The organism is Spirosoma sp. 48-14 (assembly GCF_001898575.1).
Classification (GTDB): domain Bacteria; phylum Bacteroidota; class Bacteroidia; order Cytophagales; family Spirosomataceae; genus Spirosoma.
Genome location: NZ_MKUD01000006.1, coordinates 168,459 through 191,896, shown reverse-complemented (window position 1 = coordinate 191,896; position 23,438 = coordinate 168,459). Strand labels below are relative to the sequence as shown.

Here is a 23,438-nt window from a genome sequence, read left to right as displayed (position 1 = left end):
TGCCGGGTACACACAAAATGCATACTGACCGAGCGATTTCAAAATATTATCTATGCCAACATTTAAAGTACCTACACATAATTCTACAAAACTGATTACCAAGGCAGTTAATCAACTATAGATATAGGAAGCCTCTTTTGGGTGATTTTTAAAACCCTATTCTTTACTCTACTGAACCTATATTTTTGTTTCTTTGCCCCGTTAACTCAATTTTAATCCATTTTTTTTCATCAACTACCCCAAACTATCTGCTTATGAGAGCACGTATACGCAGTATTTACATACTGCTGATTAGTCTGGCCATGCTGACGAAAGTGTATGCTCAGGATCGCACGATCACGGGTAAAGTCACATCGGCCAAAGATGGCAGTCCCCTCCCTGGTGCAAACGTCCAAGTCAAAGGCACAACGCGTGGCACTACAACCGACGGAGCCGGTAATTATAAACTTACCGTTGGCCCAAATGCCACGCTGGTATTTAGCCTGATCGGAATGACCGCCCAAACAATTGAAGTGGGCGCACAAAGCCAAATCAACATTAGCCTGGCCGATTCTGAGTCAGAATTAAGCGAAGTCGTCGTAACGGCTCTCGGCATCAAGCAGGAACAGCGGGCACTGGGCTACTCGGTTGGCCTGGTAAAAGGTCAGGATATTGCCAACGCCCAGCGTGATAACTTCCTGGTGGGTATGCAGGGCCGGGTAGCCGGTCTGACCATGACAACGACCTCCGGAACTCCCGGTTCTTCGGCCATGATTCAGCTACGTGGTGCCAGTTCAATTGGAGGCAATAACCAACCCCTGTTCGTTGTCGATGGATTACCTATTGACAACCGGACGTTCAACCAGGGAGCGCTGGTTTCCAACCGCCCCAACCGCGATAACGACTACCTGAACCGGGCAGCCGACATCAACCCGAACGATATTGAGAGCATCACCGTCCTGAAAGGCCCCGAAGCCGCTGCTCTGTACGGCATCGATGCTTCGTCGGGTGCTATCGTGATTACGACGAAAAAAGGCGGAAAAGGTGCTGGCCGGGTAACTTATGACAACCGCTTTCAAACGACCGAAGTCTATCGCTTTCCCGAAACGCAGACGGTTTACGGCCGTGGTACACAGGGGTATGCAAATCCAAGTGCCGCTACAATCCCGGCTTATTTCGGCCCCAAATACGCATCGGATGCCCCTATCTACGACAACGTCCGCAGCTTTTTTCAGAAAGGCTTTACTCAGGTTCATAATGTGGGCTTTGAAGGGGGGAGTGATGTAGCCACTTACCGGCTATCGACCAACTACACCAATCAGACGGGGGTTGTACCGACCACGGGTTATAAGCGGCTATCTGTACGGCTTACGGGAACGGCCCGTCTCAGCCCGAAACTGGACGTTATGACCTCGTTGAATTACGTCAATTCGCAGGTGACGAAGGCCATTCGGGGCAACAACGGGTTTCTGATCAGTCTGCTTGCCTGGCCAGCCAATGATGATGTTCGAAACTACCTGAATCCAGATGGTACACGACGAATTCTGGGTGGTAGCATCAACCAGGGCGAAACCGACAACCCATTCTTTTCGGTCAACAAAAACAAAAGTGGCGACATCACCAACCGGACCATTGCCAACTTCCAGCTGAACTATAACCCAACGCCCTGGCTGAACCTGACAGGTCGTTTCGGCGCTGACCTGTACTCGACTCAAAGTAACCTCTTCCTGAGTCCAGAATCCTGGCAGGGTACAGATGTCACCCTTGGCGGATTCTCGACCAAAGGTTCTGTTGAAAATGCGTTAGAGAATAGTCAATTGTTAAACGGGAACCTGCTTGCGACACTCAAGAAGAACTTTGGGAAGCTAAGCACCTCCCTGCTGCTCGGAACCACTATCGACGACCGGAATTATAAGGTTACGACAGCTTACGGCGAACGGCTCTATTTGCCTGACTTCAACTCAACGAACAACACCGACCCAACTACACAACGGAACAAATACACGCAGACGCAACAAAGGCTGCAAAGTGTGCTGGGAAGCCTGACGTTGAATTATGACGAACTCCTGATTCTGACCGTTACCGGCCGGAATGACTGGTCATCGACCCTGCCCGCAGCTAATCGCAGCTTCTTCTACCCAGCGGCTTCGCTGGCGTTCAATTTCTCGGACCTGCCAGCCCTCAAAGCGCGTGGGAATACCTTCTACTACGGTAAACTTCGGGCCAGTTACGGACAGACGGGACGAGATGCTCCTCCTTATAAAGTAGCCGCCACGCTGGTTCCGCAGACCTCTACAGGTGGTGGTTTTGCCTATGATTTTTACGGCAGTAACCCCGATCTAAAACCCGAACGTGGCGAAAGTTATGAAGTGGGTACCGAGTTGATGTTTTTTGGTGGACGCCTTGGCCTCGACTTTGCGTACTACAACAAAACGCTTTCCCAGCAGATTGTTACCCAACGACTTAGCTATGCTACCGGATTCATTTTCGGTCTGCTGAACGGAGGAACATTCAACAACCGGGGCGTTGAGCTGCAATTGAAAGGTTCACCTGTGAAAAAAGCAGATTTCGGCTGGGATGTCATTCTGAACTTCTCGAAGTTGAAAACGGACGTGAAGAACCTCCCTGCTGATGTACCGGAATATTATAACTCCGACACCTGGCTCTATGGCAATGCCCGTTCCAGTGCGTTTGTAAGTAACCTGCCATCGTATTTCCCCAGCGACAACGCGGCCTACCGAAGCTATAACTTCAACTACTACCAGCGTGGTAGCGGCTCGGCTACGGCCATTGGCGGATACAGTTACGCTCGCAACAAAAACGGCGACATTCTGGTGAATCCAGGCACAGGCCTGCCCATTACCAATGCCACCTTCCTGCCCATTGGCGACCGTAATCCCGATTTCACGATTGGCCTGACCAACTCGTTCCGGTACAAGTCGCTGAGCTTATCGTTCCTGCTCGACATTCGCAAAGGGGGTGACGTGTTCAACGGAACGGCCATGTATCTCTGGCGCTCGGGACTAAGCAAAAAAACGCTTGATCGCGATACGCCGGTCGTATTCAAGGGCGTTCTGCGCGATGGTAAAGAAGATACCGGCACGCCAACCCCCAACACGATCCAGATCATTCCTTCGCTACGGTCAACCGATTATTACAACTCGATTCCAGAGTCGGAGTTTGTCGAGAAAGATATCAACTGGCTACGTCTGCGCGATGTAACGTTAAGTTACGTGCTGCCGACAGCCTTGCTGAACAAGTCGAAGGTATTCAAGCAGGCCAGTGTGTTTGTCAACGGAACTGATTTATTCCTAGTGACCAACTACACCGGGGCCGATCCAAACGTAAATGGTACTACAGCGACATCGGGTGGTGTCGGTGCGGGTGGTATTGATTTTGGCACGTTATCGGTTCCCCGTGGTTTCTCGGCTGGTCTGCGCGTAGGCTTCTAATTTATATAGGATATATGATTCAGAATGGATAGCCTAGGCTCATTCTGACACCATATATCACATACCCTATATCATACATTAATGAAACGACTTACCCTACTCGCACTGCTGCTCAGTCTGATAACAATGAGTAGCTGCGAAAAATACCTGGATATTAACCGCGATCCTTCTAACCCTCAGATTGCGGAAGGCTATGTTTTGCTACCACCGATGTTTGCCCAGATGGCCTTCGGCGAGCAGTTCGACTCCCGGTTTATTGGCAAATATATTCAGAACTGGAGCGAGGCTACCGCCAACAACAACTGGGATCGGATGGGATATGATGCCGGTTCGGATAATGCCGGAATGATCTGGCGGATGAACTACTGGAACCTGGGGCAGAATATCCAGCTAATGATCGACGACGCGAAAGCCAAGCAAAAGTGGGATTATAGTGGCGTAGCGAAGGCTATTTTCGCCTGGAGCTGGCAGACCACAACCGACTATCACGGCGAAATTGTGCTCAAAGAAGCCTTCGAGCCAAACCGTTATGTGTTTGATTACGACACGCAGGAGGATGTGTATGCCTACGTCAAGCAACTGGCGAACGATGCCCTGACCGACCTTAACCGCACGGATGGAGCCGTTTCGCAGGCATCGCTGGCGCGTGGCGATCTGGTGTATGGTGGCGATCGATCAAAATGGATCAAGTTTGCGTATGGTGTATTGGCCCGTAACGCCCACCATATTAGCAACAAATCCAGCTATAATCCAGATGTGGTTATCGACTACTGCAATAAGTCGCTGGCCAGCAACGCCGACAACTTCAACATTCCGTTTACGGCCGGGGGCAACTCAGCCCTGATGAATTTCTTCGGTGTTACGCGCAGCAACCTGGGTACATATCGCCAGACGGATTTTCTGGTTAGTTTGCTCGACGGCCGCGTATTTGGCGGTGTTGTTGACCCTCGCCAACCGATTCTGACGTCGGCTTCTCCCGATGGAGTTTATCGGGGTGTAGTACCCACCCAGGGTGATCCCAACAACGTAAATGGCAATACCAAACGGATTCCGACCTTCTGGGGCGAATTACCGAATCTAGTGGTGTCGGGTACCACGCCAGGCAAATACATTTACAGAGATGGGGCGCCGTTCCCTCTCCTGACCTACTCCGAAATTCAGTTTATTAAAGCTGAAGCAGCCTTCATTAAAGGCGACAAAGCGACCGCATTAGCGGCTTATCAGGCGGGTATTGGGGCAGCCATGGATTACGCGGGTGTGTCGGCCGCCGACAAAGCCAAATATCTGGCCAGTGCAGCAGTTGCCCAATCGGCCAGCGCACTCAAAATCAGCGATGTTATGCTACAAAAGTATCTGGCGCTGGTAGGACATGGTATCATTGAAACCTGGGTTGATCTACGTCGGTATCATTACGATCCGAACGTATACATCGGCTTTACACCTCCCAATGGTACGCAGCTTTTTCCCGATAATAACGGGAAGGTGGCTTATCGGGTTCGTCCGCGCTATAATTCAGAGTATGTTTGGAACCGGGCCTCACTGGATAAATACGGCGGTAATGCACTCGATTATCATACGGTTGAGCAATGGTTCAGTCAGAAATAGTAGAGCAGTGGAAACTTTCCCTCAACAGATCCAGAGTGGCCGGTTTTCCAACCCTACTTTAACGCTACTTTCATTCAATGCCATCTATGAAACAGATCATAAAGTTTTTATTCATTCTCTGCCTCGGCTCGTTCGTGCTAGCCTGTGGAGACAAGGCTAACTTTCTGGATTCCGTTGCGCCCGCAACAGGAGCCCGAGTGAAGTTCTATCACTTAGCGCCTGATTTGTCAGGTGTCGATTTTTATATTAACGACCAGCGGTTTTCGGGTGTAAACACGGTTCCCCCTGCTAGTGCAGCGTCTGTTACTTACAACAACTCGTTTCCGATTCAGGATTATGCACTGATAACGCCCGGAACAGCAAAAGTAAAAGTAGTGGCCCCATCCAGTACAACGACTACGCCCGGTGCCACCGTGGCAACAACCGATGTAAGCACCCAGGCCGATACCTACTATTCCGTTTTCGTTTATGGGAACGCCCCTACTTACAGCACGCTAACGCTGACCGATAATCTGACGGCTAGCGACCCGACAAAAGCGTATATTAGGCTGCTGAACTTCGTAACGGGCACCACCGACGCTAATGCCACCTACGACTTGGTTGTCAATGGAACCGTAGTAGCTACGGGAATTGCTCCGCTAAAAGGAACCGCTGCTTTTGTGCCCATCCCAACCATCACTTACGGCTCTACAGCCGTTCCGGTGCAAATCAGGCCAACCGGAGGATCTACCGTCGTAGTCTCAGGCACCATCCAACCCTATGCAGGTCGGTTCTATACGATTCTGGCACGTGGTGTGTTTGGCGGAACCGGCTCCCAGGTAGTGGGGATGAATATTTCGGTGAATCGCTAAGACTCACTCAAAAGGTTATATAACAGAAAAGGGCCCCTTTGCAAAGGGGCCCTTTTCTGTTACTATCAGCGTAAACTACTTCAGTTTTCCCATTTGCTCAACATTACGACGCGTATCGACATGGCTGGCCTGGGCGAGTTCCATGGATTTCTGAGCCGCTTTCTGAGCATCAGCCGTTTTTCCGCCCCGACGGTAGGCTTCAGCCAGTTCATAATACAAATCAGCCTGATCCTTCGGGGTAGGTTTCAGGGCCAAGCCTTTGTTCACCCACTTCACAACAGTTGGTACGTCGCTGGCATCGGGACTGCTCCGATTAAACAATCGGGAAATGTACAGATACTCGGGTACGGTTAGCTGGTTCGAATTTACCTGATTATCCATGCGCTCAACGGCTTTGGCGGTCTGTCGGGCCCGGAAATAGGCATTAACTTCCGGCAGTAAGGTTCGATTGGCCGACACTTTGGGGTCAATACCGATTTTGACCAGCCCCTGCTTCACATCCAGAATCTTCGAAATCGGAAACTGCGCCCCCCGACCGCTGTATAACGACGACATCAGGATGTTTTCAGCCACCTGCTGGGTTTCCTGAACGCCATAGGCTTTTCGGTACGTATCGAGGTGATTCAGCATATACTGAAATAATGGGTTTTCATAGTCCAGTACCAGTTTTTGAAGTGCTGCCCAATTCGTCTGGTTGGCATAGGCAGCCGATGATTGCTGATGAGCATATTCATTCATCGCAGCCATATTCGCCACCGTATCGCGTGTGATCCGAGCATACATGGCGTAATCGATCAGGAAGTTGGCCGACCGCTCACCCTGCTGAAACCGCGCCTTCATTGTCTGACTGCGCGTTTGCGGGTCCAGCGCATTCGTCCCATGCCGAATTACTTCATCCGTCGAGTTATTACTCATGGCGAAGTGAACCATATTCTGCTGCGGATCGAAATACAGAAACAAGGGTAACGAAGGCACAAACAAATGACGGCTGGTTAGAAACTGCTGGGTTGTAGGCTGGTTAATATCGAGCTTTGTACTGATAAACTTGCTGTTATAGAACTTACCTACCCGAGCATCTTCCAGCGTAGGGATAAAGCTCTGACATACATGACAGGTTGGCGAAAAAATTTCGATAAATACAGGTTTATTCGCCCGCCGGGCCTCCTGAAAGACAGCCGCCACCGGAATTTGCCGAAACTGAATACCCGCTTTCTGGGCAAGGGCCACATTAGCAACCAGAAGCAACAGAAGAATTTTTTTCATGAATAAATGAATTAAACACGGAGACACGGAGTACACAGAGAAAACATAGACATTTCCTTATGCGCTGTGCTCTCCGTGTCTCCATATTTAAGAAAATAGGATTAAACAGACCTTAGCAAATTAACGGCCAATGTGTTGACTTCGTGCCTACTGCTGTTGATTTTGCTGCTGTTTAATTTCCTCTTCGAGCCGTTTGCTGAGAACCCGGCAGGTTTTCTCGATGTCATTGGCCATCTGCTGATCACCCGTTGCATTTATAGCCGTGTCGGCAATACCACTCATGATTTCGATCAGGAAGCGCTTCATATCGATCACTTCCATATCCTTTGTCCAAAGGTCAATTTTGAGCGTACTGTTGTGGTAGTGATCCCAAAGGGCAATGGCAATAGCCCGTGTATCGCTGAGCCCTTCGTTTGGGTTATCGGTAGCATCCCAATAAATTTTTTCAGGGACGTTTTCCTTATCAAGTTCAACCGAAAAATTAATATCTGACTTTTTCATAGGTACAAATTTAGGGAGTACAGCCGGAAACCCACACACCCACAGATCATTCTTGCCCCTACCTTCAACAACAGTTTAATCTGCGAGTATTTAAACAAGTCATGAATCTACTCCGTGGAAAGCCATATTGGCCTTACACGAATGAGGTGTTAGATACGTATCCTCCCTTCTCATTCTGAAAGTCAAAATCATCACCGATTTGATGCAGGGAAAGAAAAATCTGGATGCGGACATTTTCCAGCTCGACCAATAACTTTGCGGCTTTATTCATCAAACATTGTAGTCGTCCTTCCCTTCGATTCCCCCTACACGTATGTATACCCTTTACGCCATCCCGAATTGCGACACGGTGAAAAAAGCCCGTACCTGGCTCGCTGAACACGGTATAGACTACCAATTTCACGACTATAAAAAGCAGGGTATTGATCGGACCACAATCGAACACTGGCTTACGCAAAAGTCCTGGGAGGAGCTGGTAAACCGATCGGGCTTAACCTGGAAAAAACTCACTGATGCCGAGAAGCCCACCAACGCCGAAGAAGCGACCGCTTTGATGCTCGACAAAACATCGGTGATTCGTCGTCCCCTGATCGAGTCTGATGGCAAAATTGTAGCGCTGGGTTTCAACGAAGAGCAGTACCAGGAAACGTTTTCGGTCTGATTAACGGTTGTATTTTCGACAGGATTTACAGGATGAACAGGATTATTTATCATCAAGGATAATCTTATTCATCCTGTAAATCCTGTCGAAAACCACAATAACATTATGTCCAGGAAAACGCTGGATTCGCCGGAAGCCATTAAGTTTCTGGTCGATTCCTTTTATCAGAAAGTGCAGGTTGATCCGCTAATCGGCCCTGTTTTTACCGATGTTGCCCAGGTGGACTGGTCGAAACATTTGCCTAAGATGTACGCCTTCTGGGAATCGATCATCCTGGGAAACAATGCTTATGATGGACACCCGTTCCGACCTCATCTAATTGTCAATCAACAGCATACACTTACCATCGACCACTTCGAGCGCTGGTTGCAGTTGTTTTCAGCAACCTTAGCCGAGAATTTCACTGGCGAAACCGCCGAACAGGTTCGTCAGCGGGCTACCCAGATTGCGCTGGTCTGGAGCAACAAGCTTGAGTACATCAACAATGACTCGTATATGGAACAGTAACGTGGGTGGTAACCCGCGATTTATAGCTATTAAAATTAGTATAAATCGCGGTTACCACCCACGTTACTGTTTCGAAAATACTTTTTTCAATAAGTCCGTTACCCGCGCAGCCGGGTTCTCCCGTATTTTCTTCTCTTCCTGAGCAACCAGAATAAATAATCCATCGACAGCTTTGCCCGTGGCATATTCGGTCAGATTCGGATTTACCTTCTGCACAAGCGGTATCTTGTTATAAATATTGGCCAGGTCGGTGTAATATTTGGTTGCGTTGTTTTTCCGTAGTGTACTGTCGACAATAGGCGTAAACTCCGTTACAAGCTGCTGGCCTGATGTCCGGCGAAGATACTGGGTAGCGGCATCATCATTACCCCGCAAAATACCAACGGCATCCTGAATACTCATCGACGTAATGGCCTTCACAAACACAGGAGCCGCTTTCTTGGCAGCATCTTCAGCAGCCCGGTTCATCGATAGCTCAAATTGATCGACCTGCTTGTTAAAGCCCAACTGCCGCAGTCTTGTTGCTACATTTTGTGCTTCGGGCGGGAACGCAATTTTCAACAATGGGTTTTTAAAATAGCCATCCAGTTTCGAAGCCTGATTCGATCCATTGGTAACCCCAATCCGTAAGGCTTCTTTTAGCCCGGACGCAATATCGGTACTAGTCAATCCGCCCGACGTTGTGGGGGCTGTTTCGGTTACGGCTTTCAGGATTTTACCAAAAATGCCGCCCCCAGAGGATTGCTGCTGGCGGGTCGAATCCTGAGCAAAGCTTGGTTGACTGAGCGCGAAGGCAAGCAGGGCGGCCGTAAAAATGGTTTTATTCATCATTGCATTTATCAGGTTGCTATTTCGTAACGAACAATGGCGCTAAATCGTTTTTTCGTACTTTTGACAGCAATGAATGCATAATGTATAATGAAGAATGAAAAATATTTTTTAACCCCCTGATGGTCAATAAATAAATTTTCATTCATGCCCCCGAATGCTGGCTCTAAGTCATTATTCATTATCCATTACTCATTATTCATTTCTATGACTAACACCATCCGTGCCGAAGTAATTACCATTGGCGACGAAATATTGTTCGGGCAAATTATCGATACGAATACTGCCTGGATTGGCACCGAACTTACCAACATCGGGATTCGAACCGTCCGCAAATCATCGGTAGGTGATCAGGCTGAGGTTATCCTGCAAGTACTACACGAAGCCCATCAACGGGCCGATGTCATCATCATTACTGGAGGTCTGGGCCCAACTAAAGACGACATCACCAAGAAAACGCTTTGCACCTATTTTGGCGTCGGCATGGTCAGAAATCCCGATGCACTGGCCTTGGTAACCAGTTTTTTTGTCAAGCGAGGCCGGGAAATGACCGACCTAAACCGTGCCCAGGCCGACCTGCCCGCCAATGCCGTTTATATTCAGAACGATTGGGGGACGGCCCCCGGTATGTGGTTTGAATATGAAGGACGGGTGTACGTATCGCTTCCGGGGGTTCCCTTTGAGATGAAGCACCTTATGGCGAACCGGATTTTGCCAAAACTGACCACCCATTTCCAGACACCGATCATCAAACATAAAATGATTCGGACGGTAGGCATTGGCGAATCGTTTCTGGCTGAACGGATCGAAGCCTGGGAAGACGCCCTACCCGACCATATCAAACTCGCGTATTTACCCAGTTTTGGCGGGGTAAAACTTCGGCTGACAGCCACCGGCGATAATAATAGCGTACTTGATCAGGAATTGGCCGATCAGGTAGAAAAGGTGATGCCTCTCATTAGCAAACACGTATTTGGCTTCGATAATGACGAACTTGAAGACGTAGTTGGGCGATTACTGAAAGAAAAAAATCTTACCCTGGGCATTGCCGAAAGTTGCACAGGTGGTTATGTATCGTCACAGATCACTAAAGTCCCAGGCTCGTCGGCTTATTTTTGGGGAAGTATTGTGAGTTATAGCAACGCTGTCAAAGTAGCCTCCCTGGGTGTAAAGCCCGAAACGCTGGAACTTTTTGGCGCTGTCAGCGAGGAAACAGTACGGCAAATGGCCGAAGGTGTACGAACCGCACTCGGCACAAACGTAGGAATCGCTACCAGCGGAATTGCGGGGCCCGATGGAGGTACACCCGATAAGCCCGTTGGAACGATCTGGATTGCCTGTGCAACAGATACACGTACAGTTACGCGGCTACTCAAACTAGGTCAGTACCGCGACCAGAACATCCAGCTTACCAGCACCTATCTGCTAAACATGCTGCGGGAAGAAATTATGAACTAGTATGTAGGAGTGGGGAACAAGGAATGAGAATGGTTGGTAAACGTTGATGCGTCAGCCCTTCTAACTCCTTGCTCCCCACTCCTCGCTCCTTAACGAATATGGCGCTCATCGACATGATTATGCCCAAAATGGGCGAAAGTATAATGGAATGTACGGTCATCACCTGGTTGAAACAACCGGGCGACCGTATCGAAGCCGACGAGTCAGTACTGGAAGTGGCGACCGATAAAGTGGACACGGAAGTACCAGCCCCGTTTGCGGGTGTTTTGAAAGAACTATTGGTAAAAGACGGTGATGTCGTTGCGATTGGGGCTCCCATCGCCCGAATCGAAGTCGCCAAGGAATCTGCGGAACAAGCTACTGCACCCAGCAACGACCAACCCGACGACTCCTATGAAACGCCCAAAGGCATTGGTGATGTTGCCAATCCTGAATTGGCAACATCACAGCCCGAAGCCGAAAGCCACGACGTTACCGAAGTAGCCCGCGAACTGGAAGCCAGCATTTCGGCCATGAGCAGCCGTCCGGCTGTACCAGAAACGGGAACGGCATCATCCAAACACGTTCTACCCAATGATGGTCCTATTTTTGCCAACCGCTTTTATTCCCCGCTGGTCCTGAATATTGCCAAGGAGGAATCCGTTTCACGGGATGAGTTGGATCGCATTCCGGGCTCAGGTGCCGACAATCGGCTGACCAAAAAAGATATTCTGGCTTATGTAATTGACCGGGCAGAAGGGAAAGTGCATGAGACATGGAGTACGGCGCAAAAGGGTAAAGACCTCGGAAAGTTTGTCGCTACAGGCTCCACTCCCCCAGTACCCAGCACCCAGCCTACTGCACCGCGTTCGCTAAATGGACAGACCGACATCATCCAGATGGATCGAATGCGGAAGATGATCGCTCAGCGCATGGTGGAGTCGAAGCAGATTTCGCCCCATGTCAGTTCGTTTGTGGAGGCCGATATGACCCCCGTTGTCGAGTGGCGAACGAAAGTCAAAGACCAGTTTAAGCAACAAACAGGCGAAAACCTGACCTATACACCTATACTGGTTGAAGCCGTTGTGAAAGCCATCAAAGACTTCCCGATGATCAACATTTCGGTAGAAGGCGATACAATTCTGGTCAAAAAGCAGGTCAATATTGGTATGGCGGTGGCTTTGCCCAACGGCAATCTTATTGTCCCCGTAATCCATAATGCTGATCAATATAATCTGGTAGGGTTGACCAAAAAGGTAAATGATCTGACCAAACGGGCCCGCGAGAACAAACTAACAGCCGACGACTTGGCGGGTGGCACCTACACCATCTCCAACATCGGTACGTTTGGCAACCTCATGGGTACACCGATCATTGTACAGCCCCAGGTCGCGATCATGGCCTTTGGTGCCATCGTCAAAAAACCGGCCGTCATCGAAACGCCACAAGGCGATTTTATTGGTATTCGTCAATTAATGTTCCTTTCCCACTCGTATGACCACCGCGTTGTCGATGGCTCATTAGGTGGTCAATTTGTCCGGCGCGTCGCCGATTATCTTGAACAATTTAAACCGGGATTTATGTGATTTGACTGACCAACTATGATTTTGTAAAAGGCTTTCTTTGAAAGCATCAAGGCAGATCAGTTAAATCAGCTAAATCCTGGCCGCGTCGGCGGTCCGATCAGACACTTATGAAACAACGCATTGCCATCGACATGGATGATGTCATGGCCGACACACACGCCAAATTCGTTAAACTCTATCTGGAGGGCGAAATGCCCCGCTACACCCTCGATGAATTGAAAGAAAAGTCCTTTCACGAGTTGTTCGACGAACATGAGTACCAGGCTTTGTCAGAACGGGTGTACGAACCAGGCTTCTTTGCTGACATTGAGGTGATAGAAGGGGCACAGGAAGTCATTGCTGAGCTAATGCAGAAGTACGATGTTTTTGTGGCATCGGCCGCTCAGGAATTCCCTAACTCACTCCGCGAAAAATGGGACTGGCTGCAACGACACTTCCCGGCAATAACCTGGCATAACTATATTTTTCTAGGCGATAAAAGTGTCCTAAATACGGACTTTTTGATCGACGATTTACCCCGAAATCTCCGCACGTTTCAGGGAGAAGGCTTTCTTTTCGATGCCCTTCATAACCGTGAAGACACCCAGTTTCGGCGGGTTAAATCATGGCATGACATCGCTAAAGCGCTTTTGTAATTACTTGTATTCCAAATAAAACGAAAAAGCCCTGAACATTCAGGGCTTTTTCGTTGCCTTCTGGGGCAATATATATGTCCGTTTTAATCTAGCCTTCCACTTCCTCATGAACATCAACCCGGCGGTCATGTCCCACTTCCAGCTGCGCTTTCTTGGCCTCTGCTGACGGACGTAACCGAACAATGTGCAGTTTATGCAGAATACCAATGAGTGGGTAGGTCGGATCGAATTCAAACCATTTTGCTCCAAAATTAGCTGCATTTGGACGCTTATGGTGGTTATTCTGGAACAGCTCACCCATCATAACCACATCCAGCACCAGCGAATTTTTCGATTGATCGTGGTTGTCGAAGTTCGAATAGCCGTACTTATGACCACTCCAGTTGATGATAGCTCCATGCACAGGTCCCATTACAAAATGGACCGGCAACAGGAAGAAAAACGCCCAGTGCATATCCAGGTAAATGAAGGCAAAGATGTAGAATACGCTGTAGAGTACACCCCAACCAATTCGCGACACCCAAGAATCACCCAGCTTTTCAATAAAATTCCATTCAGGGTAGTTACGGTCGAACTGACGCTCAACGGCATATTTACGGTGCAGAACGGCGTTATAAATATCTTTGGTCTTCCACATCATGGTGAAGATATTCTTGGTATGATGTGGCGAATGAGGATCTTTTTCAGTATCACTGAACGCGTGGTGCATCCGGTGCAGGACTGCATAAGCCCGTGGACTCAAGTACGAAGACCCCTGCGAGATATACGTCAGTGTGTAAAAGAACCGCTCCCAGAATTTGCTCATGGAGAACATTTTATGGGCTGAATAGCGGTGTAAGAAAAATGTTTGGCAGAACAGGGACAAATACCAGTGCCCAATGAACGCGGCCAGTACAATCACAAGCTTTACTGAATTAAAGGGTGAAACTACAAGTCACTAAAAATAGTAATACAAAACTAACGAATTTCCATTGGATTAGCCCTAGCCTCCTCAAATAATTTAAGTCTGGATAACATCTATTTATCCTATGAAAGCCAGAAGCCTACAGCCTCTTTAGTTCGTCGTCGTTGCATATTGTAGCAGGTTGGCCCCCATTCGCAGCGCCTGCTGACGAACGGTTTCGGGGTCATTATACACGCTCTGATCTTCCCAACCGTTGCCTAAATCGCACTCGTAGCTGTAAAAACAAACCAGCCGTCCCTGGTAGATCAGGCCAAAACCTTGTGGAGCCTTGCCATCATGCTCATGCACTTTCGGCAGTCCATTTGGGAATTTAAATTTTTGCTGATAGACAGGGTGGTTGAACGGCAGTTCGATAAAATTCAGTTCAGGAAACACTTTTTTCATTTCCCGGCGGATGAACTTATCCAGTCCATAGTTGTCGTCAACATGCAAAAAGCCGCCCGACATCAGATACCGACGCAGATTCTGCACTTCGGCATCGTTGAAGGTAACATTGCCGTGGCCTGTCATGTGGACAAACGGATACCCAAAAATATCGGGGCTTCCGGCTTCTACGATGTCTTCTTCGGGGAAGATGTTCATACGCAGATTAGCATTGGCAAACTTGATCAGGTTCGGCAACGAGGTTTTATTGGCATACCAGTCGCCCCCACCCCCATACTTTAACTTGGCAATTTTGTAGGCGTATTGCGCCTGCACAACAACAGATGTCGATAGCAGAATGGAGAAAACGAGCAGTAGCTTTTTCATGTATTTACAAAATTCAATAGCTGACAGGCTGTAAGAGCGGCCGTTTCGGTTCGGAGCCGATTAGCCCCTAGCGTTACCATCCGAAAACCAGCCGAAGCCGCCTGTTGCAATTCAGTTTCCGAAAAATCGCCTTCGGGTCCAATCAGCACGGCATATCGATGGTTTGCTACGGCCACTTTTGCTAAGTTAATCACTGGTTCGTTAGCCGACGAATCCTCACTGGGCAAATGTGCAATAAACCGCTCCCCTTCGTCGATTGTTTTGATCAGTTCGCCAAAGGAAACAGCCTCATCTAGACGGGGTAAAAACGATTGCAATGACTGTTTCATGGCCGCAATTGCAATTTTCTCCAGACGCTCCAGTTTGAGCACCCGACGCTCGGAATGCTGCCCGTAAAAGAAGCTGATCCGTTCAATTCCAACCTCAACGGCTTTCTCCACAAACCATTCGATGCGGTCCAGGTTTTTGGTTGGCGCCACACAGATTCGAACCGAAAATGGTCTTCCCAGTGTCGTTTCAATCTCGGTTACCCGAAACCCACAACGCCGAATATCGGCCTGGGTTATAACGGCCGTGTACCGATTTCCGTGTCCATCTGTAACAGCAATAACCTCGCCAACCCCTAAACGCAAGGTTTTGATCGCATGGCGTGAATCGTCTTCACTTAGGTAAGAAACCGAATCCGGTTGATAAAATAAGTGCATATGTATTCTACTAATGAGACTCTTACCGAATCAAGGAGGAGTTGGTCCAAAACTAACGGCAAAACTATAGTCTCTTATGGCAGGTGGGTACTGCTAATGAAAGCCAAAGGAACCCAGCCCGTCGTTTTTTTGTAATTTTGCAAGATAGATCATCTGCTGTGAAAAAAGTCGCTTTTTATACACTCGGTTGTAAACTAAATTTTTCCGAAACGTCTACGCTGGCCCGGCTGATGGAGCAGCATGGATACGAACGGGTAGAGTTTAACCAGCAACCCGACATCTTCATCATCAACACCTGCTCCGTAACCGACAACGCCGACAAAAAATGCCGGAAAATTGTCCGCGAAGCCCAGAAGATTAATCCCGATGGCTACGTAGCTATCCTGGGCTGTTATGCCCAACTGAAGCCGCAGGAGATTTCCGAAATTCCGGGCGTCGATGCTGTATTGGGTGCGTCGGAGAAATTCCGCCTGCACGAGCTGATGCCAACGTTTGTAAAAGTTCCCACTGGCCAACCTGCGCAGGTTTTCAACTCTCCCATCGAAGAAGCTATTGAATACCATGCGTCCTATTCACTCAATGACCGTACCCGTACATTCCTGAAGGTGCAGGACGGCTGCGATTATCCGTGTGCGTATTGCACCATTCCACTGGCGCGGGGTAAAAGTCGTTCGGATACGGTTGCCAACGTTATCAAAGCCGCTCAGGAAATAGCCGGGCGTGGTGTTAAGGAAATCGTGTTGACTGGCGTCAACATCGGCGATTTTGGGCTGATCAACGGCCAGCGGCAGGAAACCTTTTTCGACCTGGTTCGGGCGCTGGACGACGTAGAAGGCATCGAACGATTCCGTATTTCCAGCATCGAACCCAATTTACTGACCGACGAAATCATTGCCTTTGTCGCTCAGTCGAAACGATTCGTCCCTCATTTTCACATACCCTTACAGTCGGGTAGTAACCGGGTGCTGGGCTTGATGCGTCGTCGATACAAACGCGAACTGTATGCCGATCGGGTGCAGAAAATCAAGGAATTGATGCCTCATGCCTGCATTGGTGTGGATGTGATCGTAGGACACCCTGGCGAAACAGACACTGAATTTAAGGAAACGTACCTGTTTCTAAACGAATTGCCGATTTCGTACCTGCACGTATTTACGTATTCGGAGAGGCCCAATACAACGGCTTTAGGTATTAAACCGATTGTACCCGGTCATGTACGGGCCGAGCGGTCTAAAATGCTGCATATTTTATCAGACAAAAAACGTCGTTCCTTTTACGACACTCAGATTGGCCAAACAGCCACTGTATTGTTTGAAGAAGATGTTCAGGATGGACTGATGCAGGGATTTACCGAAAACTACGTTCGGGTTGTGGCCAAATATGACCCTTTGCTCATCAACGAACTGCTCCCTGTACGCTTAACGGGCGTTAATCCCGACGGATTAATGGAAGTTGAAGAGCCTGAAGTAGTTTTAGAGAAGCATTGAATTAGTCATCAACCGCAAAGGCGCGAAGACGCAAAGTATTTCACAATAGTGTATTTCTTTGCGTCTTCGCGCCTTTGCGGTTAATTAAACTATTGAGATTAAGTCAATAAGTTTTACTCTCTCACTTATTCTATGTCCCTACTTACCAAAATTCTAATCGGCCTTGTTGCCCTGGAGCACCTCTATATACTTTGGCTGGAAATGTTTGCCTGGACTACCCGTGGCCGCAAAACGTTCCGGTCACTTCCGGCGGAGTTGTTTGAACCTACCAAATCGCTGGCGGCCAATCAGGGATTGTATAACGGCTTTCTGGCGGCAGGATTGATCTGGTCGCTATTGATTCAAGACCCTGCCTGGTGCATAAACGTCGCTATCTTTTTTCTGGGTTGCGTCATTGTAGCGGGCGTATTTGGAGCTTTAACAGCCCAAAAATCTATCTTCTGGGTTCAGGCCATGCCTGCCATTATCGCTTTGCTGGTGATGCTACTACTCTAAAATATGGCAAGGCGTGTAGGACCATTTCTATAAAACAGGAAACCGCCCCCAAGTGGGAGCGGCTCCATGAGTACAACAAAACCACAGATAAAACTGCCAGACATTATGGCTAGACAGGGTGCCTGTGGCTCAGTTGATGTATAATATACTACGTGTGATGTAGGATACAGAATGTACAATACATCATGTATCCTACATCAGACATTATTTACGCTTCGATCAGGAATTCGTCGTGCTGGCTTACATCCAGACCAAGTTTCTCGTCGTCTTCTGTTACGCGCAGTGGCAGAATCAGGTCGGTCACTTTCAGCAGTACGAACGACATACCGAATGCGAAAACCGATACGCCGATCAGCGCAATCATGTGCTCAACGAACAGACCCGTTTCACCAAAAGCCAGGCCTTCAACCGTTACAGCCGAGTTAACACCTTTGCTGGCAAAAATACCCGTCATTACCATACCAACCATACCACCTACACCGTGACAAGGGAATACGTCAAGCGTATCGTCCAGAGTTGATTTCGAACGCAGGTGAGCAATGTAGTTCGAGATGATAGCGGCTATCGCACCGATGAAAATAGCTGTCGGAACCGTAACAAAACCCGCGGCTGGTGTAATAGCAACCAGACCAACTACTGCACCGATACAGAAACCCAGCGCCGATACTTTTTTACCTTTTGCAGCATCGAACAGCACCCAGCCCAGACCAGCAGCAGCAGCAGCCGTGTTCGTCGTTGCGAAAGCCGAAGCAGCCAATGGAGAAGCAGCTACTGCCGAACCAGCGTTAAAACCGAACCAGCCAAACCACAGCAAACCAGTACCTAACAGTACGAAAGGAATATTGGCTGGTGGGAAATAGCTTGCTTCTACGTGCGACTTACGACGCTTCAGATACAGGGCACCTGCCAGAGCAGCCCAACCAGCCGACATGTGCACAACCGTTCCACCTGCAAAGTCGAGTACACCACGCTTGAACAGGATACCATCAGGATGCCAGGTCATGTGGGCCAGTGGAGCATATACGAATATGCTGAACAGAATCATAAACAGGACATACGAGCGGAAGTTGATACGCTCGGCCATCGAGCCCGTTACCAGAGCCGGGGTAATTACGGCAAACTTCAGTTGGAAGAAAGCGAATACGACCAGTGGAATTGAAGCTGCCAGCGACCAGGGCTTACCATCCAGTACACCCTTGAACATGAAGTGGTCCATTGGATTACCAATAAATCCGCCAATGTCAGAACCAAACGCCAGGCTAAAACCAACGATCACCCACAATACGCTGATCACGCCCATGGCAATAAAGCTTTGCAGCATGGTTGAGATCACGTTTTTGTTGTTCACCATCCCACCATAGAAGTACGCCAGACCCGGCGTCATCAGCAGAACGAGGGCAGTAGCAACCAGCATCCAGGCGGTATCGCCGGAGTTGATGCCTTCAGTCACAATCTGCGTTGGTACGCCGTTGAAACCAGGTATTATACCCAGAACGGCAAATACTAACAGCAAAACCAGAGGAATGTAATTGGGCTTTTGCATAATAATTGAGGTTTTTTGTTGTACTGGTTAATTGAAAACTAGGTTAAGAAAACGGGGATACGAGTTAGAACTTAAAGATGGCAGCCATACCCAGGGTAGTCTGAGAGGTTGTCAGCGAGCCATCATTTTTCTCAAACTTGTTGGCCGAGTAGCTATCAATCCGCAATTCCGGCTTCAACAATACGTGGCCATCGCCGGTGGTGATATTACCCGTGATGGTGATCGAGTTTACACTGGCGCCATTTCCGGCAGCATCCGTCAGGGCACGAGCTCCACCTTTGTTATCAAACGTCTCGTAACGAGCACCTAAGCCAAATTTATCAGAGAAGGCATAGTTCGTATAAACAGCAACCCCACCCCAGTTCTTCGTCGTAGTAGGACCGCCCACACCTTGATAATCGCCCTTCTGCGAACCAGCAGCTGCATTCAGACCCAGGAAGAATTTCGACGTAATCTGATAGGTTGTTGTCAGATCGAAGAGTTGGTACATGGCATTATCTGCACTGACAGCTACTGTACCATTGGGATTCGTTACATCCTTCGACGCTTCGTTCGACATAATCGCGTTCAGATACACATTCCAGCCCGAAACTGGAGAGAAGAAGAACTGACCGATAAGCCCTTTCTTTTTGTTGTTGTCAACCAGGTTGTCAACGTTGTTAACCAAACCCAGCATCAACGAAGCCCGATCGCTGAACGCATATTGTGCTTTCAGACCGATATGATAGAAGGGGCCGTTGTTGAAGAGATTCGAGAGGGAGTAGTTGTAGTTAACCGGCGCATCGATAACCTCATAACCAATGTGCGTTCCAAACTGACCCGCCGTAAACGACAACTTGTCGGATGCTTTCAGGGTAATGTAGGCTTGCTTAATCGCCAGAGCCGTCGAACCGGGAGTACCCAACAGCCCAACGTTGTTGCCATAGTTTCCCAGATCGCCGAAGGTGCCGAAGGTAAGGTCCATCACCGCATCTACATGCGCTGATGAGTAAGCCGCTTTGGCCTGAACTAACCCAATCCCAAACTGCCCAGCCTTCTGGTCAAAAGCACGCGCATTCCCAACCCCACTACCGTTTAAACCCAAATTTGACTGACTCTTTGGATTATTGAAATTACCAAAGTAATAGGTGTCCAGATAGCCCGAGAAGGTAAATTTTCCAGGGGCGGCAGCGGTTGTATCCTGCGCTTGAACGCCATAACCCAAAAACAAAGAACTAATAAGTAAAATAGCTTTTTTCATACTATAAATTTGGTTGTGTAGAGTAGGTACTGCGGTCTTATTTCGAAGCAAATTTTGTTACATAATTTATTCTACGCAAGCAATAGTGCAAAAAAATTAAGCTGTTTTGTGTTTTTTAGTCAATTTTATTTAAAATATACTACTTATTCTATCCTTAATACTGAAAATACGCTAAAAATATCATCTGTCAACATATTTGGCTTATTAATTCATTTGCCAAATATTATTTTTCTTAAATTATAAGCTTTTAGGGTTAGCTTTTTTGCTTTCAGCGATTGTTTCGTCTGGACTAAATGCAGAAAGGCCCCCTCATCGCGATGAGGGGGCCTTTCTAAAAAAAATTAAAATCTTAGCTTACCTTATGCTTCGGCATGAAGCCATGCTTTTTTGGCCAGCAGTGTCTCTTCATCTTCTTCGCGATCAGGATCAGGCACACAGCAATCGACCGGGCAAACGGCAGCGCATTGTGGCTCTTCATGAAAGCCCATACACTCGGTGCATTTGTCGGCGACAATATAATAGAACTCATCGGAAACGGGTGCTTGTGGATCTTTACCGCCCACAACTGTACCGTCACCAAAATCGACTTCGGTTAATTCGGTTCCTCCACCCCAGGTCCATTCAACGCCACCTTCGTAGATCGCTGTGTTGGGGCATTCAGGTTCGCAGGCACCACAGTTGATGCACTCGTCGGTGATCATGATTGCCATGAGCAGTACTTATTTATAGATCGTAAATTTTTATCTCTGTAAATCGAACAACAAATATAACTATTTAAAGGTTGGCCGCAAACTAAAATTTCATTACATTAGTTGATGGTGTATTCCATTTGTTTATTTCTTACATGCTTCACTCTGAACGCCTGCAAACGTTCGTGGCTTTGGGCGAGTTCCTGCGCTCGGCCGACGCTCAGCCCGAATTGGACGAAATTGCCCAACGAGCCTATCATAAAAATAACTGGTTCACGCCCATTAACTCACAAAAAGCGTTACGGGCTATTGCCGATCAATTTCTGACGACCGACAAACTTACTACCTGGGCTAACCAGTATGCCACCGAGCCAGCAACGCCTAAAACGGTTGGGGTTGTTATGGCAGGAAATATTCCGGCAGTCGGCTTCCATGACCTGCTCTGTGTGCTCATGAGCGGGCACAAATTACTAGCCAAACTCAGTACACAGGATTTTGTACTTATTCATTATTTAATACAAAAATTAAAGGAGATTAATCCAGCTATTTCCAACTGGGTAGAAGAAGCCGAACGTCTCAATGCTGCTGATGCCTACATTGCTACAGGCAGCAACAATACCTCTCGCTACTTTGACTATTACTTTGCCAAAAAGCCCCATATTATCCGTAAAAACCGTACATCAGTAGGTCTGCTCATGGGTGAAGAGTCCGAGGAGGAATTTGCAAAACTGGGCCACGACATTTCGGACTATTACGGGTTAGGCTGCCGTAACGTATCGACATTGCTGGTACCCGAAGGCTATGATTTTATCCCACTCCTGCGGACGCTGGAGCCTGAGGCCAAGCAGTATCTGGACAACCACAAGTACCAGAACAATTACGATTATAATAAGTCGGTTTACCTGATCAATGCCATTCCTCATCTGGATAATGGCTATTTATTGGTGACCCAAAATGATGGTCTGGTATCGCCCATTTCGGTCATCTACTACCAAACCTACCAAACGCAGGCCGATGTTGACGCCTGGCTCCATGCTCATACCGCACAAATTCAGGTGGTGGCCTCTGCGCAGGGCTGGCGAACGGGTAGCGTTCCCTTTGGAGAAACCCAATGTCCATCCCTCACCGACTATGCCGATGGTATCGACACAATGGCCTTTCTATCAACGTTATAAACGGTAGCGGGGAAAAGACAGAAAAGGAAGTTATGCTACTCCTTCTTCTTCTGTCTTTTCCCCGCTACTGCTTAATACCGCCAGCTTATCAGATCTGCCCCCGCCGGGTGGCTGGCCTCAATTCGTTTCAGAATTTTATCTATATACATCGTATTATACCGTAGCCGACTGATGTAATTGGGTTGCGTCGGGTCGCCATTCCAGCAGTGCTCAGCCCGGTCACCATAGGCGACTTCGCTATAGGCGGGAGGATTTTTTACGCTTTTCAAAAAATCCTCCATCAGGTAGACAGCGTTGTTGAGGTAGTAATTGTCCATATCGCCACAGTAGATATGGATTTTTCCGGTAACCTTAGGCCCCAGCGTTTTCCAGTCGCGCTTCAGAATATGCAATAAGTCGTAATGCTCGCGCCAGTAAGCGGCTACGGTCTGATCAATTTCGCCCGTCATTTTGTTCCAGATTCGTTTGGGATACCCATCAGCCCCTACTGGCGAAAAAACGGCTTCCCATATGTCGAACTGATCGCCCGAACGGGTATGCGTACCGGTGACCAATTCGCGGTGATTGGTCTCTTCCATCGTCCATTGCACTTGCCCAAGATAGTTTCGCTGGCCAGGGCGTGGCGTCCGTCTGAAGGGCCCTTCCTGATAATACGCATTCTTCTCCTTGTACAGATTAAAAACGGTGTATGCATCAAAACTGATCGGGTCGGGGCAGGCGGCAAAGCAGCCGTTAAACTCGTCGGGATAAAAGACCTGTGCCGCCAGTGCCTCCCAGCCTCCCGTACTGCCACCATACGTAAACCGTGCCCATCCCTGGCCAATACCTCGGAATCGTTTTTCTATTTCGGGCAACAATTCATACATAATGGCATCTCCATACGGGCCAAGGTTTTCAGAATTTACAGCATAAGAATCGTCGTAGTATTGATTGGCATGCTGGATCTCAATGATCAGCATCCGGGGAAAATCTTTACTTGTCCACTTTTTGTAAAAATCGTAGGCTTCCTGAGCCACTATTTTCTTGTACCCGTGGATATGAAAACGGTCCGAGTAATCCGTCGTGTCTATATTGGCGGGTGGCGGA

Annotated in this window: 20 protein-coding genes and 1 pseudogene; 11 read left to right on the top strand and 10 right to left on the bottom strand. The window is 48.4% G+C overall.

The genetic code is table 11. The annotated features are described in order from the left end of the window. Window positions 1–254: 254 nt before the first annotated feature. The 3 genes from BGO59_RS06285 to BGO59_RS06275 all read left to right on the top strand — a co-directional run bounded on the left by BGO59_RS06285 (window position 255) and on the right by BGO59_RS06275 (window position 5,887). Window positions 255–3,431, top strand: coding sequence for a SusC/RagA family TonB-linked outer membrane protein (locus BGO59_RS06285; protein WP_293682279.1), 3,177 nt, complete (start codon window positions 255–257; stop codon window positions 3,429–3,431). An 81-nt stretch (window positions 3,432–3,512) separates the two neighbouring features. After that, window positions 3,513–5,036, top strand: a complete 1,524-nt coding sequence (locus BGO59_RS06280; RefSeq protein ID WP_293682276.1) for a SusD/RagB family nutrient-binding outer membrane lipoprotein — start codon at window positions 3,513–3,515, stop codon at window positions 5,034–5,036. An 86-nt stretch (window positions 5,037–5,122) separates the two neighbouring features. Next, window positions 5,123–5,887: a DUF4397 domain-containing protein gene (locus tag BGO59_RS06275; RefSeq protein WP_293682274.1), complete on the top strand. Its 765-nt coding sequence runs from the start codon at window positions 5,123–5,125 to the stop codon at window positions 5,885–5,887. A 75-nt stretch (window positions 5,888–5,962) separates the two neighbouring features. Here BGO59_RS06275 and BGO59_RS06270 read toward each other — a convergent pair whose 3' ends face one another. Further along, a complete protein-coding gene (locus BGO59_RS06270) occupies window positions 5,963–7,150 on the bottom strand; it encodes a thioredoxin family protein (RefSeq protein WP_293682271.1) in 1,188 nt (395 codons plus the stop codon). 147 nt (window positions 7,151–7,297) lie between these two features. Beyond that, on the bottom strand, window positions 7,298–7,651 hold the full coding sequence (gene gldC, locus BGO59_RS06265) for a gliding motility protein GldC (protein ID WP_080057776.1): 354 nt from the start codon (window positions 7,649–7,651) through the stop codon (window positions 7,298–7,300). A gap of 313 nt (window positions 7,652–7,964) precedes the next feature. Here gldC and BGO59_RS06260 point away from each other — a divergent pair, with 313 nt between their 5' ends. Both BGO59_RS06260 and BGO59_RS06255 read left to right on the top strand, forming a co-directional pair. Further along, on the top strand, window positions 7,965–8,312 hold the full coding sequence (locus BGO59_RS06260; RefSeq protein WP_293682262.1) for an ArsC family reductase: 348 nt from the start codon (window positions 7,965–7,967) through the stop codon (window positions 8,310–8,312). A 105-nt stretch (window positions 8,313–8,417) separates the two neighbouring features. Continuing rightward, a complete protein-coding gene (locus BGO59_RS06255; RefSeq protein ID WP_293682259.1) occupies window positions 8,418–8,819 on the top strand; it encodes a group III truncated hemoglobin in 402 nt (133 codons plus the stop codon). 63 nt (window positions 8,820–8,882) lie between these two features. Here BGO59_RS06255 and BGO59_RS06250 read toward each other — a convergent pair whose 3' ends face one another. Then, window positions 8,883–9,650, bottom strand: a complete 768-nt coding sequence (locus tag BGO59_RS06250; RefSeq protein WP_293682256.1) for a DUF4197 domain-containing protein — start codon at window positions 9,648–9,650, stop codon at window positions 8,883–8,885. A 204-nt stretch (window positions 9,651–9,854) separates the two neighbouring features. Here BGO59_RS06250 and BGO59_RS06245 point away from each other — a divergent pair, with 204 nt between their 5' ends. From BGO59_RS06245 to BGO59_RS06235, 3 genes are all read left to right on the top strand, one after another. Next, complete coding sequence (locus BGO59_RS06245; protein ID WP_293682253.1) at window positions 9,855–11,105, top strand: competence/damage-inducible protein A; 1,251 nt, start codon at window positions 9,855–9,857, stop codon at window positions 11,103–11,105. A 98-nt stretch (window positions 11,106–11,203) separates the two neighbouring features. Beyond that, window positions 11,204–12,670, top strand: a complete 1,467-nt coding sequence (locus tag BGO59_RS06240) for a dihydrolipoamide acetyltransferase family protein (protein WP_293682250.1) — start codon at window positions 11,204–11,206, stop codon at window positions 12,668–12,670. 107 nt (window positions 12,671–12,777) lie between these two features. Next, window positions 12,778–13,305 carry a 5'(3')-deoxyribonucleotidase gene (locus BGO59_RS06235; protein ID WP_293682247.1) on the top strand — a complete coding sequence of 176 codons (528 nt, stop codon included), beginning with the start codon at window positions 12,778–12,780 and terminating at the stop codon, window positions 13,303–13,305. Window positions 13,306–13,393: 88 nt separating this feature from the next. On the opposite strand, the gene BGO59_RS06230 is transcribed toward BGO59_RS06235, so the two are convergent. From BGO59_RS06230 to BGO59_RS06220, 3 genes are all read right to left on the bottom strand, one after another. Continuing rightward, entirely contained in the window at window positions 13,394–14,206 is an 813-nt protein-coding gene (locus BGO59_RS06230; protein WP_293682244.1) for an acyl-CoA desaturase, read from the bottom strand. 153 nt (window positions 14,207–14,359) lie between these two features. Then, on the bottom strand, window positions 14,360–15,019 hold the full coding sequence (locus tag BGO59_RS06225) for a DUF4159 domain-containing protein (RefSeq protein ID WP_293682241.1): 660 nt from the start codon (window positions 15,017–15,019) through the stop codon (window positions 14,360–14,362). Then, the gene (locus BGO59_RS06220) at window positions 15,016–15,723 is read right to left on the bottom strand and encodes a 16S rRNA (uracil(1498)-N(3))-methyltransferase (RefSeq protein WP_293682238.1); all 708 of its coding nucleotides are present in this window, start codon (window positions 15,721–15,723) and stop codon (window positions 15,016–15,018) included. Before BGO59_RS06220 ends, BGO59_RS06225 begins: the two co-directional genes overlap by 4 nt. A 158-nt stretch (window positions 15,724–15,881) precedes the next feature. On the opposite strand from BGO59_RS06220, the gene mtaB reads away from it, so the two are divergent. Then, entirely contained in the window at window positions 15,882–17,210 is a 1,329-nt protein-coding gene (gene mtaB / locus BGO59_RS06215; protein ID WP_293682235.1) for a tRNA (N(6)-L-threonylcarbamoyladenosine(37)-C(2))-methylthiotransferase MtaB, read from the top strand. Between the two features lie 132 nt (window positions 17,211–17,342). Further along, window positions 17,343–17,705 (top strand): DUF1304 domain-containing protein, encoded by a 363-nt coding sequence (locus BGO59_RS06210; protein WP_293682232.1) that lies wholly within the window; start codon window positions 17,343–17,345, stop codon window positions 17,703–17,705. 208 nt (window positions 17,706–17,913) lie between these two features. Here BGO59_RS06210 and BGO59_RS06205 read toward each other — a convergent pair whose 3' ends face one another. The 3 genes from BGO59_RS06205 to BGO59_RS06195 all read right to left on the bottom strand — a co-directional run bounded on the left by BGO59_RS06205 (window position 17,914) and on the right by BGO59_RS06195 (window position 21,198). Further along, a complete protein-coding gene (locus tag BGO59_RS06205) occupies window positions 17,914–19,248 on the bottom strand; it encodes an ammonium transporter (RefSeq protein WP_293682229.1) in 1,335 nt (444 codons plus the stop codon). Window positions 19,249–19,312: 64 nt separating this feature from the next. Then, window positions 19,313–20,488, bottom strand: coding sequence for an outer membrane beta-barrel protein (locus tag BGO59_RS06200; protein ID WP_293682226.1), 1,176 nt, complete (start codon window positions 20,486–20,488; stop codon window positions 19,313–19,315). A 359-nt stretch (window positions 20,489–20,847) separates the two neighbouring features. Then, window positions 20,848–21,198 (bottom strand): 4Fe-4S dicluster domain-containing protein, encoded by a 351-nt coding sequence (locus BGO59_RS06195; protein WP_293682223.1) that lies wholly within the window; start codon window positions 21,196–21,198, stop codon window positions 20,848–20,850. 134 nt (window positions 21,199–21,332) lie between these two features. Between BGO59_RS06195 and BGO59_RS06190 the strand changes: the two genes are divergently transcribed. Further along, the gene (locus BGO59_RS06190) at window positions 21,333–22,352 is read left to right on the top strand and encodes an acyl-CoA reductase (protein WP_293682220.1); all 1,020 of its coding nucleotides are present in this window, start codon (window positions 21,333–21,335) and stop codon (window positions 22,350–22,352) included. Window positions 22,353–22,423: 71 nt separating this feature from the next. On the opposite strand, the pseudogene BGO59_RS06185 reads toward BGO59_RS06190, so the two are convergent. Beyond that, window positions 22,424–23,438 (bottom strand): annotated as a pseudogene (locus tag BGO59_RS06185) (hypothetical protein); the annotation flags it as partial.